Genomic DNA, 13,972 nt, shown 5'->3' on the forward strand with positions numbered 1-13,972 from the left:
GCAACCGATGAACGAACTGCCGCACGACCACCACGACATCCACACGCTGCTCGCGATCATGGCGCGGCTGCGCGACCCACAGGGCGGCTGCCCCTGGGACGTGGAGCAGACCTTCGCCAGCATTGCGCCCTACACGATCGAGGAAGCCTATGAGGTCGCCGACGCGATCGATCGCGAGGATCGACATGCGCTGAAGGACGAGCTCGGCGACCTGCTGCTGCAGGTCGTCTTCCACGCACGCATGGCGGAGGAGGAGGGCAGCTTTGCCTTCGGCGATGTCGTCGCCGCGATCAGCGACAAGATGATCCGCCGCCATCCGCATGTCTTTGCCGATGCCAGCGTCGAGGATGCCGAGGCCCAGACGGTTGCCTGGGAAGAGCAGAAGCGCCGCGAACGCGAATCCTCCGGGCACGAAGACACCTCCGCGCTCGCCGGTATCGCCCGCGGGCTGCCGGAATGGCAGCGCGCGGTGAAGCTGCAGAAGCGCGCCGCGACGGTCGGCTTCGACTGGCCCGATATCACGCCCGTGATCGCCAAGCTGCACGAGGAAATCGAGGAGGTGCGCGCCGAATTCAGCGCTGTCGCCGACGATCCGGGCGATGCCGCCGCACGCAATCGCCTGGAGGAGGAAATCGGCGACCTGCTGTTCGTCGCGGCGAACATCGCGCGCCATGCCAGGGTGGACGTCGGCGCCGCGATGCGGCGCGCCAACCTCAAGTTCGAACGCCGCTTCCGGGCGATGGAGGCAATGGCCGACGCCGATGGCAACGCGCTTGCCGCGCTGCCGCTGGAAGCCCAGGATCGCTACTGGAACCGCGCCAAGGCCGGTGAAAAATAGCGGCGCGGGTAACCAACAGGGGCAAGTGATGGGCCAGTTCTCGAGCTTCCGCGATTTCTATCCCTTCTATCTGGGCGAGCACGTCAATCGCACCTGCCGCCGCCTGCATTTCGTCGGCAGTTGTGGCGTGCTGGTGCTTCTGGCGCTCGCGCTGTGGAACCGCAACGTCTGGTTTCTGCTGGGCGCCCTGGTGTGCGGCTACGGCTTCGCCTGGGTCGGTCACTTCTTCTTCGAGAAGAACCGGCCCGCTACCTTCAAGCACCCGTTCTATTCCTTCGTGGGCGACTGGGTGATGTTCAAGGACATCCTGACCGGACGCATCAGGTTCTGACGCGGGCCAGGTTCTGACCGGGCTGTCGCCGCACGCGGTTAGTCACGGAAGATCAGCCACGCCGCCACCACGATCAGGCCGAAGCCGGCCCAGTGGTTCCATTTCAATGGCTGGCCCAGGTACCAGGTGGAGAAGCCGGCGAACACGAGCAGCGTGATCACCTCCTGCATGCCCTTGAGCTGTGGCGCCGAATACATCGCGCTGCCGAACCGGTTGGCAGGCACCATCAGGCAGTATTCGAACAGGGCGATCCCCCAACTGGCGAGGATCGCCAGCGCCAGAGGGGCGGATTTGTAGCGAAGGTGCCCGTACCAGGCGAAGGTCATGAACAGGTTCGAGCCGAGCAGCAGCAGGGCGGGATAGAAGCGATCAAGCATCAGGAAGGTCGGTTTTTAACAGGTCGTTAAGGCGAATGAGACCACACACTGTAATGTCTTCACGGAGCGTCTACCCTCGGAAGGGCAACTTCACAAACCTGAAGTCGAACTGGAGCTCCTGGTCATGCAATCAACACGCGATGGCGGCCTGGTCCTGATAGTCGAGGACAACCGGAACATCTCCGAGATGGTCGGTGAGTACCTCGAAGGCCGCGGGTTCGAGGTGGATTTTGCCGCCGACGGCCTGGACGGTTACCGCCTCTCCACCGAGAACAGCTACGACGTGATCGTGCTCGACCTGATGCTGCCGCGCATGGACGGCATCGAGGTGTGCAAGAAGCTGCGCGAGGAAGCCCGCAAGTCGACCCCGGTGCTGATGCTCACGGCCCGCGACACCCTGGACGAGAAACTCAATGGCCTGTCGGTCGGTGCCGACGACTACCTCACCAAGCCCTTTGCCATCCAGGAACTCGAAGCGCGCCTGCGGGCCCTGATCCGCCGCGAGCGTCGCCAGGTGGGGGGCGAGGTACTGAAGGTCGCCGACCTCGTGCTCGACCCTGCCAGCCTGCGGGTGACGCGAGGCGGGGCCGAGCTTCAGCTCTCTCCCATCGGCCTGCGCCTGCTCACCATCCTGATGCGCGAGTCGCCGCGCGTGGTCAGCCGCCAGGAAATCGAGCGCGAGATCTGGGGCAACGGCTTGCCGGATTCGGACACCCTGCGCAGCCACCTCTACAACCTGCGCAAGACCATCGACAAGCCGTTCGACAAGCAGCTGCTGCACACGGTGCAGAGCGCCGGCTACCGGGTGGCCGACATATCGCAGCCGCCCGACTGATCGGTACGCTCATGCCGCAGGGGTTGCCGCGAAGGATCAAACTGGCCTTCATAGCGCAGGCGCTGGTCGCCAGCGTGGTGCTGTGCCTGTTCCTGCTGGCGATCGGCCTCGCGGTGCGGCAGTCCGTGGTGAACTGGGCGGCGCATCGAGAGGCCACCCGGTTCTGGACGGAGGTCGCCGCGCAAAGCAGCGAAGCCCTGCCGCGCAGCCGGGCGTTCGACAGCTATTTCATTCCGGCCGGTGCTGCTCCCGATGCGTTGCCCCCAGCGATGCGCGGCTTTCACCCGGGGCTGAACCAGGTGGCGCTGAGCCGTTTCGTCTACGTCGAAGAGCGGCGGCAGGGCCGCTTCGTATTGTCGATCGATACCACCCTGATCGACACCGCCATCCTGGTGACCGTGCTCGTCACGCTGCTGTTCGCGCTGGGCCTTTCGTACGTGATGGCATGGATGACGTACCGGACCACCAAGCGCATGGTGGTGCCGGTCAGCTGGCTTGCCGACGTGGTGGCGTGGTGGGATCCACGCGCGCCCGATACCAGCGCGGTCCGCGCCAGCCGGCTGCCGCCGGATTCGGGCAGCGAGGTGCACCAGCTCGCCAGCGCATTGGCCGGCCTCGGCGACCGCGTTACCGATTTCGTGCAGCGCGAGCGCGATTTCACCCGCGATGCCAGCCATGAATTGCGCACACCGCTCACCGTCATCCGGGTCGCCACCGACCTGATGCTGGCCGATCCCGACGCCAGCGACCGGCAATTACGTTCCCTCGCGCGCGTGCAGCGGGCGGGACGCGACATGGAGGCGGTGATCGACGCCTTCCTCATCCTCGCGCGCGAAGCGGAGGTGGAGCCGCTGAGCGAGGAATTCGACGTGCGCGAAGTCGTGGCGCACGAGGTCGCGCGGGTCCAGCCCTTGCTGGTGGGGCGACCGATCGAACTGGCCGTGATCGACGAGGGCACGCCCAAGCTGTTCGCGCCGCCGCACGTGCTGGCGGTGATGATCGGTAACCTGCTCGGCAACGCCGTGCGTTTCACCGATTCCGGCCGCATCGAATTGCACCTGGCGCCCGAGCGCATCGAGGTCCGCGATACCGGCATCGGCATGACGCCCGAGGCACTGATGAAGGCCTTCGACCCGTTCTATCGCGCCGACCATGCGCGCGAGGAAGGACGCGGCATGGGATTGTCGATCGTGCGCCGGCTCGGCGATCGCTTCGACTGGCCAGTGAGCCTGGAAAGCCAGCCGGGCAAGGGCACCACGGCGATCATCCGCTTTGCCTGATCTGTCCGATCGCGCTCCGTCGGCGTCGTGCGGGGCTGGACTTGTAAACGCCACGCCCTTTCGCGCGTTATATCCAACGACTTCCTTTTTTCCTCCCCCATGAGCGCAGCCCGCACGCCTTCCCCTGCACGCAAGACATCCGCCTGGCCGCGCCGCATCGCGATAGTGATCGCAGTCTTCGCCATCCTGATCGCAGGCGTTTACGCCTGGCGCCACAGGAGCAGCGAGGAAGCCGCTTCGGCATACCGCACGGTGAAAGTCGATCGCGGCGACATCCGCGTCACCATTTCCGCCACGGGCGCGCTCAATGCCACCTCGAAGGTCGATGTCGGCAGCCAGATTTCCGGGCAGGTCACCGACGTGCTCGTCGACTACAACGATCACGTGACCAAGGGGCAGGTGATCGCGCGCATCGATCCGAGCACCTTCGAGGCGCAGATCGCACAGGGCAACGCGCAGATCAACAGTGCGCGTGCCGACCTGGCGACGGCGCAGGCAACCGTGCGCAATGCCGAGGCCGACTACAACCGCAAGGCCGAGCTCGCGCAGCAGCAGCTGATCGCGCGCGGCGACCTCGACCTCGCCCGCGCCGCCCGCGACCAGGCACGCGCGCAGGTGGCTTCGGCGCAGGCGCAGATCAGGCAGCAGACCGCGTCCACGCAGACCACGCGCCTCAACCTGCAGCGCACGGTGATCCGCGCACCGGTGGATGGCGTAGTGCTGTCGCGTTCGGTGGAGCCGGGACAGACCGTGGCGGCGAGCCTGCAGGCGCCGGTACTGTTCCAGATCGCCGAAGACTTGTCGCAGATGGAGATCCTGCTGGCGGTCGATGAAGCCGACATCGGCCGGGTCAAGCCGGGCCTGGAAGTCGGCTTCACCGTCGATGCGTTCCCGGAACGGCGTTTCCGCGGCAAGGTCAAGCAGGTGCGGCTGGCAGCGACCAATACGGCCAATGTCATCACCTACCCGGTGGTGGTGACCGTCGGCAACAGCGACCAGTCGCTGCTGCCGGGCATGACCGCCAACGCGGAGATCGAAGTCAGCCACCGCGACAACGTCCTGCGCGTCAGCAATGCAGCGCTGCGTTACAAACCGGACGACAACGCAACGGACGCGGCCGCGCAACAGGGCGGCACGCGCGGCAACTTCGCGCAGGATTTCGAACGCATCGCCCACGCGCTGACGCTCAATGCCGGCCAACAGGCCGCCTTCGACGAAGCGATGGCCGCGATCAGGCAGCGGGCGGCAGCGCGGATCGCAGCGCCCGCGGCACAGAATCAGGGCGCGACCCTCTTCGGTCGTGGACCGGGCGGCGGCGGAGGCAACAACCGCGGAGGCAACGATGGCGGCAACGCCGGCGCGATGCGCCAACGCATGGCCGAGCGTTTCAACCAGCAGTTCGCCGCGTTCAAGGCGACGCTCGACGACAGCCAGAAGGCCGTGTGGGACAGGGAGACCGCCGCACTGCTCGGTTCGCGTCGCGCGCCGCTGTACAAACTGGCCGGCGGCAGGCCGCAGGCGGTGATGGTGCGCGTGGGGGCATCCGATGGCAGTTACACCGAGGTCTCCGGCGACATCCGTGAAGGCGACGAAGTGATCGTCGGCAGCGGGCGTGCCGCGAAATGAACTCTCCCGTGGCCGTGATCGAGACGCTCGGATTGAGCAAGGTGTATTCGCCCGGCACCGAAGCCGAAGTGACCGCGCTGCGAGACGTGGACCTGCGCATCGGTAGTGGCGAATTCGTGGCCATCATGGGGCCCTCGGGTTCGGGCAAGTCGACGCTCATGAACCTGCTGGGCTGCCTGGACACGCCGTCGAGTGGTACCTACCTGTGCGCCGGCATCGACGTCGCCACCCTCGACGCCGAAGAACGCGCTGCGTTGCGGCTGGAGAAAATCGGTTTCGTTTTCCAGGGTTTCAACCTGCTGCCGCGCATGAACGCGCTGGAGAACGTGGCGATGCCCATGGGCTACGCCAACATCCAGCGCGAGGAGCGGTTGCAGCGTGCCCGTGATGCGCTGGAAGCCGTGGGTCTCGGCGAACGCGCCGGGCATCGCCCGAGCGAGCTTTCCGGCGGACAGCAGCAACGTGTCGCCATCGCGCGAGCGCTGATCAACCGCCCGCCGATCCTGCTCGCCGACGAGCCGACCGGCGCGCTCGACAGCCGCACCGGCGAGGAGATCCTGGCTCTGTTCAAGCGCTTGCAGCAGGAAGACCACACCGTGGTGCTGATTACGCACGATCCGGATGTGGCGAAGCATTGCGATCGCATCTTCGTGATGAGGGATGGGCTCATCAGCGCGTAAAGCCGATGCCCTATCGGCATCGGCTGCGCTGATGAGCGCCCGGCCAGGGATGGCCGGGCAGGAGGTTGGAGCACCGGACGGGTTGCGCCACGGACGGCACCTGAGTACTGAGCCGATGCCCTATCGGCATCGGCTGCGCTGGTGAGCGCCCGGCCAGGGATGGCCGGGCAGGAGGTTGGAGCACCCGACGGTTGCGCCATGGACGGCACCTGAGCACCTGGAGAACTGCCATGAATTTTCTCGAAATCCTGCGCACCGCCATCTTCGCCCTGCGTGGCAACTGGTTGCGCAGCGCACTGACCTCGCTTGGCGTGATCATCGGCATCGCCGCGGTGATCGTGATGGTGTCGGTGGGGCAGGGCACGCAGGCCGAGATCGACAAGCTGGTTTCGGGGCTCGGCTCCAACCGCCTCGATATCGGCGGCGCGGGCGGGTTCGGCGGCGGTGGCGCACGCATCGCCGCGGGCAGCCGTTACACCCTAGATGAAGCGGATGCGGAAGCGATCCGCGACGAGATCCCTGAAGTCCAGTACGTCGCCGCGATGCTCCGTGGCGGCACCCAGATCGTGTACGCGGAAAACAACTGGTCGACGCAGTGGCAGGGCGTGCAACCGGATTTTTTCGCCATCAATGGCTGGGAAGTCCGGGATGGCAATGCATTCGAGGCCCGCGACTACAACGGCGGCAAGGCCGTGATTCTCGGTGAGACGGTGCGGCGCGAGCTGTTTGGCGATGAGGATGCGGTCGGGCAGACGGTGCGCATCGGCCGCGTGCCGTTCACCGTCGCCGGCATCCTCAAGCCGAAGGGGCAGGGCGGTTTCGGCCAGGACCAGGACGACATCGTGCTGGTGCCGCTGGAAACCGCGCGCCGCCGGCTGGCCGGCGCAACGGCGATACCGCCGGGCGCGGTGCAGCAGATCGCTCTGGGCGTCACGCGCGCCGATGATGTTTCGTACGTCCAGGACGAAGTCGAAGCATTGCTGCGCCAGCGGCACCGGATCCAGCCCGGCGACGAGGATGATTTCAGCGTACGCAACATCGCCGAAGTGGTGGCCACCCGCACGCAGACCACACGGCTGATGTCGCTGTTGCTGGGCGCGGTGGCGACGATTTCACTGATCGTCGGCGGCATCGGCATCATGAACATCATGCTGGTGTCGGTGACCGAGCGCATCCGCGAGATCGGCCTGCGCATGGCGGTGGGAGCGGGACCGTCGGACATCCGCCGTCAGTTCCTGGCCGAGGCGATGCTGATTTCGCTGATCGGTGGCGTCATCGGCATCGCGCTGGGCGTCGTCGGCGCCTTGCTGGTGGGGCGCTTTGGTTCGCTGCCGGTGGCGCTGAACGGGCAGGTGATCGCGCTTGCAGCCGGGTTCTCGATCGCCACCGGCCTGTTCTTCGGCTACTACCCGGCGCGCAAGGCTTCGCAGCTGGATCCGATCGAGGCGCTGCGCCAACAGTGACTCCCGCGCACGAACCGCAGGCGAGCTGCACTATGCTTGGCGTGTCATGAACCCCAAGGCCTCGCCATGCGCTTCCTTCCCGCCCTGTTCCTCGTACTCGCCACCATGACCGCCCAGGCCGCAGACAAGCCCCGGACCGCACTGGTGATCCATGGCGGCGCCGGTGTGATCGAACGCAGCGCATTGAGCGCAGCCGAGGAACGCGAAGTGCGTGCCGCGCTTGATCGCGCACTCGATGCCGGCAACGCCGTGCTGGCGAAAGGTGGCAGTGCGCTCGATGCCGTGGAAGCCGCCATCGTGGTGATGGAGGAAGCGCCGCAGTTCAATGCTGGCAAGGGTGCGGTGTTCAACGCCGAAGGCAAGCACGAGCTCGATGCGTCGATCATGGAAGGCCACACCCGCCGCGCGGGCGCGGTCGCCGGCATCAGCACCGTGCGCAATCCCATCCGGCTCGCGCGCGCGGTGATGGAGCATAGCCCCCACGTGATGATGGCAGGCGCGGGTGCGGAGAAATTCGCCGACAGCCGTCCGGAGATCGAGCGGGTACCGAATTCCTGGTTCGATACCGAACGCCGCCGCAAGCAGCTGGAAGCGGAGCAGGCGAAGGAGAAGGCCGGTGCGGGCCTGGTCGAGAAGGGCAAGTACTTCGGCACCGTCGGCGCAGTGGCGCTCGATGCCCAGGGCCACATCGCCGCGGCGACGAGCACCGGCGGCATGACCAACAAGCGCTGGGGCCGCATCGGCGATTCGCCGGTGATCGGGGCGGGCACGTGGGCCGACGACCGTTGCGGCGTGTCGGGCACGGGCTGGGGCGAGTTCTACATCCGCAACGCGGTCGCCCATGACATCTGCGCGCGCGTGGCTTATCGCGGCGACGCGCTGGCGGTGGCCGCGGAGGAAGTGGTCAACAAGATCGTGCCGGCGAATGGCGGCGACGGCGGCGCGATCGCGCTGGACCGCGACGGCAACATCGCGATGCCGTTCAACACCACCGGCATGTACCGGGCCTGGATCAAGCCGGATGGATCGCGTGGCACCGCGATCTTCCGCGACGAGGACTGATTCACCGCGGGTGGGAACATCCAGGGCCGCACCTGGAGCGTTGGCTCTTGCGGCCCGCCGGTGTCGGCGCGGCACCGGGCCCATGCTGCAAAGGCCGGCAGGGGCGGGACTGGGGGCCTTGTGGCAGAATCCGGGTACTTGATGGCGGCTTTACTGCCGCCTCCCCGGCCCCGTTCGCGGCCGTCCAGAGCATCGCGCGACATGCCATTTTTTCCATCCGCAACAGTCCCGGAGCGCCGCCATGGCTGACGCCTTCGGTCATCTTCCCCGCCACCCCTCACGCATCCTCAAGGCCGCCAAATGGTCGATGCAGGGGCTGCATGCGGCATGGCTGCACGAGTCCTCGTTCCGGCTCGAGGTCTATCTGTTCGTGGTGCTGGCGCCGATCGGCTGGTGGCTGGGCCAGACGCCGGTGGAGCGCATCCTGCTCATCGGTTCCATATTGCTGGTGCTGAGCATCGAGCTGCTCAATTCGGCGATCGAAGCCGTGATCGAACGCTATGGTCCGGAGTTCCACGAGCTGGCCGGGCGCGCCAAGGACATGGGCTCGGCTGCGGTCTTCGTGCTGATGATGAACGTGCTGCTGGTGTGGGGCGCCATCCTGTTGCCGCGCGTCCTGTAATCCGTTTCCGACTTGCCTGACGGCGGGCCGAAGCCCGCCTTGCCGAGAATTTGCACGTGATTGAACTGCTCACCGACCCGCAAACCTGGATCACCCTGATCACCCTGAGCGCGATCGAGATCGTGCTGGGCATCGACAACCTCGTATTCATCTCGATCGCGGTGAGCAAGCTGCCACTGGTGCAGCGCGAGAAGGCGCGCAAGTTCGGCATCGCGGTCGCCTGCATAACCCGTATCGGCCTGCTGCTGACGCTGGCGTGGCTGGCCGGACTGACCACGGAGCTGTTCAATCTCTTCGGCCTGGGCATCTCGGTCCGTGACCTGGTGCTGATCCTGGGCGGCGTGTTCCTGGTGGTGAAGGGGGCGTCCGAGGTCAAGGACCTGATCATCGGCGAGGAAGAATCCGAGGACGTCCACAGCAAGCCGGCGATCTCGTTCATGGGTGTCATTGCGCAGATCGCGGTGATCGACATCGTGTTCTCGCTCGACTCGGTCATCGCGGCGGTCGGCATGGCCAACAAGACGCCGGTGATGGTCGCCGCCATCCTGCTCGCGGTCGCGGTGATGCTGCTGGCGGCGACGCCGCTGGGTCACTTCATCGAACGCAACCCCACCATCAAGATGCTGGCGCTGGCCTTCATCGTGCTGGTCGGCGTGTACCTGATCCTGGAAGGCTTCGACATGCACATCCCGAAGGGCTACATCTACGGGGCGATGGGCTTCTCCGCGCTGGTGGAATGCCTGAACCTCTGGGCGAAGCGCAACTCACAGCGGCGGCTGGTGGAGGACTGACCTGCCGGTGCCGCCAGCGGGGGAATCGGGCATCATCACGCCACCTTAATTCCGGCCGATGCTGCAATGCGCGTCGTCCCACCCCAACCAGGAAACCCCCATGCGCAAGTTCCTCATGATGCTATGCCTGCTCACGCTCGCCGGCATGCTCAGCGGCTGCGGCTACAACAGCATCCAGCAGAAGGACGAGGCGGTGAAGGCTGCCTGGTCGCAGGTGATCAACGTCTACAAGCGCCGCGCCGACCTGGTGCCGAACCTGGTCGCCACCGTGCGCGGTTACGCCACCCATGAGCAGCAAGTCTTCACGCAGGTGACCGAGGCGCGTTCGAAGGTCGGCAGCATCAACGTCAATGCGGACGATCCGGCGTCCCTGCAGCAGTTCCAGCAGGCCCAGGGCGAGCTCCAGAGCGCGCTCAGCCGCCTGCTGGTGGTCAGCGAGAACTACCCGCAACTCAAGGCCGACCAGAACTTCCTGCAGCTGCAGGCGCAGCTGGAAGGGACCGAGAACCGCATCGCGGTGGAACGCCAGCGTTACATCACCTCGGTGCAGGACTACAACACCTTCATCCGCTCGTTCCCGCAGAATCTCACCGCGATGATGTTCGGCTACAAGACCAAGCCGAACTTCACCGTCGAGAACGAGCAGCAGGTCCAGGAAGCGCCCAAGGTCGATTTCGGCCAGCCCGCGCAGCCGGCTCCGGCGCCGCAACCGCAGCAGCCGCCGCAACAGCAGCCGCAACAGCAGCCGCAGCAGCAGCCGCAGCAGCAGCCGGCACCGGCGGGCGGCTGAGCCGACAGGCGTAATTCCGATGCTGCGGCGCCTGGTCGCACTGACCGTGTTGCTGTTCGCCTGCGCCCTCGCGCAGGCACAGCAGCTTGCGGCCATTCCACCGCTCACCGGGCCGGTCATCGACACGACGGCGACCCTGGATGCGACGACGAAACAGCGACTCGAGGCGCAGGCGCTCGCATTGCAGCAGCGCAAGGGCAGCCAGCTGCAGGTGCTGGTCATCCCGACCACGCAACCCGAGGACATCGCGCAGTACGCCACGCGTGCCTATGACCAGTACAAGCTAGGCCGCACGGGAACGAACGATGGCGCGCTGCTGGTCATCGCCAAGGATGATCACCGCGCCCGCATCGAAGTCGGCTATGGGCTGGAAGGTGCGATTCCAGACGCGATTGCGATCCGTGTCATCACCGAATACATGGCGCCGAAGTTCCGCGCCGGCGATTTCAATGGCGGCCTTACCGACGCCACCGGCGAGCTGGTGAAGCTGATCGATGGCGAAGCGTTGCCACCTCCGATGGTCGAGCAGCGCCGGCCCCGCGGCGGTCGCGGTGGTGGATTCCTGTTTGCGCTGTTCGCTGCGCTCATCGTGGCGCAGGTCGCGCGCGCCTTCCTCAGTCCGGTGCCCTCCGTCGTGCGCGGCCTCCTCGGCGCGGTCGCGGCGGGCGGGGTGGCATGGCTGCTCTCGTCCGTGCTGGTGGGTGGCATCGGTGCCCTGATCGGTTTCTTCGTCGGCCTGGCCGGGGTGTCACCCGGCAGCTATGCCCGCCACGGCGGCTGGGGTGGTTTCGGTGGCGGCGGGGGCTGGGGCGGCGGCGGATTCGGTGGCGGTGGGGGCGGCGGTGGCGGATTTGGCGGAGGCGGTGGCTGGTCCGGTGGTGGCGGCATGAGCGGGGGCGGTGGCGCCTCCGGCAGCTGGTAGGAGCCCGCGATGCGATTGCTCAGGCATCTGTTCGCCATGCCACCGCGGCGCCTGTTCGCAGCCGACGCGCTGGAGCGCATTGCGGCCGCGATCGCGGCGAGCGAGGCGCGCCACACCGGCGAGGTCCGCTTCGCCGTCGAGAGCGCGCTGCATCCGCGCGCGGTGCTCGCGGGCGTGCAGGCGCGCGACCGCGCGCATGAAGTCTTCGCCCAGTTGCGCGTATGGGATACCCGCGCCAACAACGGCGTGCTGCTGTACCTGTTGCTGGCCGACCATCGCATCGAGATCGTCGCCGACCGCGGTTTCGAGGGCCTGGTGAGCGCGGAGCAATGGCGCGGTGCCTGCCAGCTCATCGAGGAACGGCTGAGGGCGGGCGAACCCGAAATCGCGGTCCTGCGTGGCATCGAGGCCTTGTCCGCCCTGGTCGAAGCACATTTCCCGCGCGGGGCCGACTACGTCGACGAGAACGAGCTGCCGGATGCGCCGCACCTGCTGTAGGACCGCGGCTGGCGCGGCCACGGTCGCGGAACGACCGGAGCGTTGGGCTCCCCTCGCGCTGCGGCGCGTTTGAGTGTTTCGCCCCCCGATCCATCTCGCGGCGCGGCACAATAGCCACATCCCCGCGGAGCCCGTTCCGGAATGACCGTACTGCACCAGATCGACCCGATCGCCCTCGACCTCGGCACCTGGAACCTGCCCCTGCTTGGCAGCGTGCATCCGCAGATCCACTGGTACGGAATCATGTACCTGCTCGCCTTCGCCGCCGCGTGGTGGCTGGGCCTGCGGCGCGTGCGCGCCGGGCGCCTCCCGGGGGTCAACGAGCAGGCCTACGGCGACCTCGTTTTCTATTGCGCCCTTGGCGTGGTGCTCGGCGGACGGCTCGGGTACATCCTGTTCTACGACCTGCCGACCTACCTCGACCAGCCATTGCAGGTGCTCAAGATCTGGGAGGGCGGCATGAGCTTCCATGGTGGCCTGATGGGTGTCGTCTTCGCCGCGTGGTGGTGGACGCGCAGGCAGAAGCTGCACCTTTTCGACACCGTCGACTTCATTGCGCCGCTGGTGCCGCCGGGACTCGGTTTCGGACGCCTGGGCAACTACATCAACGGCGAGCTGTGGGGCAAGCCCACCGAAGCCGGCTGGGGCGTGGTGTTCCCGTCCGCGCCGGAGCTGCAGCACATGTCGATGCAGCAGATCCAGGCGCAGTTCGCCGGTGGTGCGCTCGATCAGTTCGCACGCCATCCGTCGCAGCTGTACCAGGCCGGCCTCGAGGGGCTGGTCATGTTCATGGTGCTGTGGTGGTACTCGCGCAAGCCGCGTCCGCGCTACGCGGTGTCCGGCGTGTTCGCGTTGTTGTACGGGGTGTTCCGTTTCGCCGTCGAGTTCGTGCGCGTTCCGGATGCGCAGATCGGCGATCACGGTTACCTCGCCTTCGGCTGGCTGACCATGGGGCAGGTGCTGAGCCTGCCGCTGGTCGCGCTTGGCCTGTTCTTCCTGTGGCTCTCGCGGCGCTCGCCGACGCTGCAGCCGGCGCTATCGCACTGAGGAGACCTGTTCGATGAAGCAGTACCTGGAGCTCCTTCGCCACGTCCTCGAACACGGTACGGAAAAATCGGACCGCACCGGCACCGGCACGCGCAGCGTGTTCGGCTGGCAGATGCGGTTCGACCTCAACGAAGGCTTTCCGCTGGTCACGACCAAGAAGCTGCACCTGCGCTCGATCGTGCATGAGCTGTTGTGGTTCCTGCAGGGCGAGACCAACGTCGCCTACCTGAAGGAAAACAAGGTCTCTATCTGGGACGAGTGGGCCGATGCCGCGGGCGAGCTCGGTCCGGTCTACGGCAAGCAGTGGCGCCGCTGGGCGGGACCCGATGGCAAGGAGATCGACCAGATCCAATGGGTCGTCGACGAGATCAGGCGCAATCCCGACTCGCGCCGGTTGATCGTCTCCGCGTGGAATGTCGCGGACCTGCCGCGCATGGCGCTGATGCCATGCCACACGATGTTCCAGTTCTACGTGGCCGACGGAAAGCTGAGCTGCCAGCTGTACCAGCGCAGCGGCGACATCTTCCTCGGCGTGCCGTTCAACATCGCCAGCTATGCGTTGCTCACGCACATGGTGGCGCAGGTGTGCGGCCTGGGCGTCGGCGACTTCGTGCATACGCTCGGCGACGCACACCTGTATTCGAACCATTTCGAACAGGCGCGCGAACAGCTGTCGCGCGCGCCGCGCGCGCTGCCGCAGCTCATGCTGAATCCCGGGGTGCAGGACATCTTCGGTTTCAGCTACGACGACATCCGCATCGAGAACTACGATCCCGCACCGGCGATCAAGGCGCCGGTGGCGGTCTGACG

16 protein-coding genes are annotated in these 13,972 nt (G+C 66.5%); 15 read left to right on the forward strand and 1 reads right to left on the reverse strand.

What is annotated here, in order from left to right; all coding sequences use genetic code 11:
• Nucleotides 1-7 precede the first annotated feature (7 nt).
• Both mazG and ACXJJ9_RS01685 read left to right on the forward strand, forming a co-directional pair.
• Nucleotides 8-838, forward strand: coding sequence for a nucleoside triphosphate pyrophosphohydrolase (gene mazG, locus ACXJJ9_RS01680; protein ID WP_457095548.1), 831 nt, complete (start codon nt 8-10; stop codon nt 836-838).
• A gap of 28 nt (nt 839-866) precedes the next feature.
• Nucleotides 867-1,169: an Mpo1-like protein gene (locus ACXJJ9_RS01685; protein WP_457095549.1), complete on the forward strand. Its 303-nt coding sequence runs from the start codon at nt 867-869 to the stop codon at nt 1,167-1,169.
• Between the two features lie 38 nt (nt 1,170-1,207).
• On the opposite strand, the gene ACXJJ9_RS01690 is transcribed toward ACXJJ9_RS01685, so the two are convergent.
• A complete protein-coding gene (locus ACXJJ9_RS01690) occupies nt 1,208-1,546 on the reverse strand; it encodes a DMT family protein (protein WP_457095550.1) in 339 nt (112 codons plus the stop codon).
• Nucleotides 1,547-1,670: 124 nt separating this feature from the next.
• Between ACXJJ9_RS01690 and ACXJJ9_RS01695 the strand changes: the two genes are divergently transcribed.
• The 13 genes from ACXJJ9_RS01695 (at nt 1,671) to ACXJJ9_RS01755 (ending at nt 13,970) form a co-directional block, all read left to right on the forward strand.
• Nucleotides 1,671-2,381, forward strand: a complete 711-nt coding sequence (locus ACXJJ9_RS01695) for a response regulator transcription factor (RefSeq protein ID WP_457095551.1) — start codon at nt 1,671-1,673, stop codon at nt 2,379-2,381.
• An 11-nt stretch (nt 2,382-2,392) separates the two neighbouring features.
• Complete coding sequence (locus ACXJJ9_RS01700) at nt 2,393-3,661, forward strand: sensor histidine kinase (protein ID WP_457095552.1); 1,269 nt, start codon at nt 2,393-2,395, stop codon at nt 3,659-3,661.
• A 99-nt stretch (nt 3,662-3,760) separates the two neighbouring features.
• On the forward strand, nt 3,761-5,287 hold the full coding sequence (locus tag ACXJJ9_RS01705) for an efflux RND transporter periplasmic adaptor subunit (protein ID WP_457095553.1): 1,527 nt from the start codon (nt 3,761-3,763) through the stop codon (nt 5,285-5,287).
• On the forward strand, nt 5,284-5,967 hold the full coding sequence (locus tag ACXJJ9_RS01710) for an ABC transporter ATP-binding protein (RefSeq protein ID WP_457095554.1): 684 nt from the start codon (nt 5,284-5,286) through the stop codon (nt 5,965-5,967). Before ACXJJ9_RS01705 ends, ACXJJ9_RS01710 begins: the two co-directional genes overlap by 4 nt.
• A 230-nt stretch (nt 5,968-6,197) precedes the next feature.
• A complete protein-coding gene (locus ACXJJ9_RS01715) occupies nt 6,198-7,430 on the forward strand; it encodes an ABC transporter permease (RefSeq protein WP_457095555.1) in 1,233 nt (410 codons plus the stop codon).
• A 105-nt stretch (nt 7,431-7,535) separates the two neighbouring features.
• Entirely contained in the window at nt 7,536-8,492 is a 957-nt protein-coding gene (locus tag ACXJJ9_RS01720; RefSeq protein WP_457096136.1) for an isoaspartyl peptidase/L-asparaginase family protein, read from the forward strand.
• 241 nt (nt 8,493-8,733) lie between these two features.
• Entirely contained in the window at nt 8,734-9,114 is a 381-nt protein-coding gene (locus ACXJJ9_RS01725) for a diacylglycerol kinase (protein ID WP_310051199.1), read from the forward strand.
• Between the two features lie 56 nt (nt 9,115-9,170).
• Nucleotides 9,171-9,905 (forward strand): TerC family protein, encoded by a 735-nt coding sequence (locus ACXJJ9_RS01730; protein ID WP_310051201.1) that lies wholly within the window; start codon nt 9,171-9,173, stop codon nt 9,903-9,905.
• Between the two features lie 100 nt (nt 9,906-10,005).
• Nucleotides 10,006-10,695, forward strand: a complete 690-nt coding sequence (locus tag ACXJJ9_RS01735) for a LemA family protein (protein ID WP_457095556.1) — start codon at nt 10,006-10,008, stop codon at nt 10,693-10,695.
• 19 nt (nt 10,696-10,714) lie between these two features.
• Entirely contained in the window at nt 10,715-11,617 is a 903-nt protein-coding gene (locus tag ACXJJ9_RS01740; protein ID WP_457095557.1) for a TPM domain-containing protein, read from the forward strand.
• A gap of 9 nt (nt 11,618-11,626) precedes the next feature.
• Nucleotides 11,627-12,115, forward strand: a complete 489-nt coding sequence (locus ACXJJ9_RS01745) for a TPM domain-containing protein (protein WP_457095558.1) — start codon at nt 11,627-11,629, stop codon at nt 12,113-12,115.
• Nucleotides 12,116-12,256: 141 nt separating this feature from the next.
• On the forward strand, nt 12,257-13,162 hold the full coding sequence (gene lgt / locus ACXJJ9_RS01750; protein ID WP_457095559.1) for a prolipoprotein diacylglyceryl transferase: 906 nt from the start codon (nt 12,257-12,259) through the stop codon (nt 13,160-13,162).
• Between the two features lie 13 nt (nt 13,163-13,175).
• Nucleotides 13,176-13,970 carry a thymidylate synthase gene (locus tag ACXJJ9_RS01755; RefSeq protein ID WP_457095560.1) on the forward strand — a complete coding sequence of 265 codons (795 nt, stop codon included), beginning with the start codon at nt 13,176-13,178 and terminating at the stop codon, nt 13,968-13,970.
• Nucleotides 13,971-13,972 lie beyond the last annotated feature (2 nt).

This window comes from Lysobacter sp. P5_B9 (assembly GCF_054049835.1).

Excerpts from the sequence above, each read along its gene's own strand:
- mazG (WP_457095548.1), top strand. The coding sequence starts at position 8 with ATGAACGAACTGCCGCACGACCACCACGACATCCACACGCTGCTCGCG.
- ACXJJ9_RS01685 (WP_457095549.1), top strand. The coding sequence starts at position 867 with ATGGGCCAGTTCTCGAGCTTCCGCGATTTCTATCCCTTCTATCTGGGC.
- ACXJJ9_RS01690 (WP_457095550.1), bottom strand. The coding sequence starts at position 1,546 with ATGCTTGATCGCTTCTATCCCGCCCTGCTGCTGCTCGGCTCGAACCTG.
- ACXJJ9_RS01695 (WP_457095551.1), top strand. The coding sequence starts at position 1,671 with ATGCAATCAACACGCGATGGCGGCCTGGTCCTGATAGTCGAGGACAAC.
- ACXJJ9_RS01700 (WP_457095552.1), top strand. The coding sequence starts at position 2,393 with ATGCCGCAGGGGTTGCCGCGAAGGATCAAACTGGCCTTCATAGCGCAG.
- ACXJJ9_RS01705 (WP_457095553.1), top strand. The coding sequence starts at position 3,761 with ATGAGCGCAGCCCGCACGCCTTCCCCTGCACGCAAGACATCCGCCTGG.
- ACXJJ9_RS01710 (WP_457095554.1), top strand. The coding sequence starts at position 5,284 with ATGAACTCTCCCGTGGCCGTGATCGAGACGCTCGGATTGAGCAAGGTG.
- ACXJJ9_RS01715 (WP_457095555.1), top strand. The coding sequence starts at position 6,198 with ATGAATTTTCTCGAAATCCTGCGCACCGCCATCTTCGCCCTGCGTGGC.
- ACXJJ9_RS01720 (WP_457096136.1), top strand. The coding sequence starts at position 7,536 with ATGACCGCCCAGGCCGCAGACAAGCCCCGGACCGCACTGGTGATCCAT.
- ACXJJ9_RS01725 (WP_310051199.1), top strand. The coding sequence starts at position 8,734 with ATGGCTGACGCCTTCGGTCATCTTCCCCGCCACCCCTCACGCATCCTC.
- ACXJJ9_RS01735 (WP_457095556.1), top strand. The coding sequence starts at position 10,006 with ATGCGCAAGTTCCTCATGATGCTATGCCTGCTCACGCTCGCCGGCATG.
- ACXJJ9_RS01740 (WP_457095557.1), top strand. The coding sequence starts at position 10,715 with ATGCTGCGGCGCCTGGTCGCACTGACCGTGTTGCTGTTCGCCTGCGCC.
- ACXJJ9_RS01745 (WP_457095558.1), top strand. The coding sequence starts at position 11,627 with ATGCGATTGCTCAGGCATCTGTTCGCCATGCCACCGCGGCGCCTGTTC.
- lgt (WP_457095559.1), top strand. The coding sequence starts at position 12,257 with ATGACCGTACTGCACCAGATCGACCCGATCGCCCTCGACCTCGGCACC.
- ACXJJ9_RS01755 (WP_457095560.1), top strand. The coding sequence starts at position 13,176 with ATGAAGCAGTACCTGGAGCTCCTTCGCCACGTCCTCGAACACGGTACG.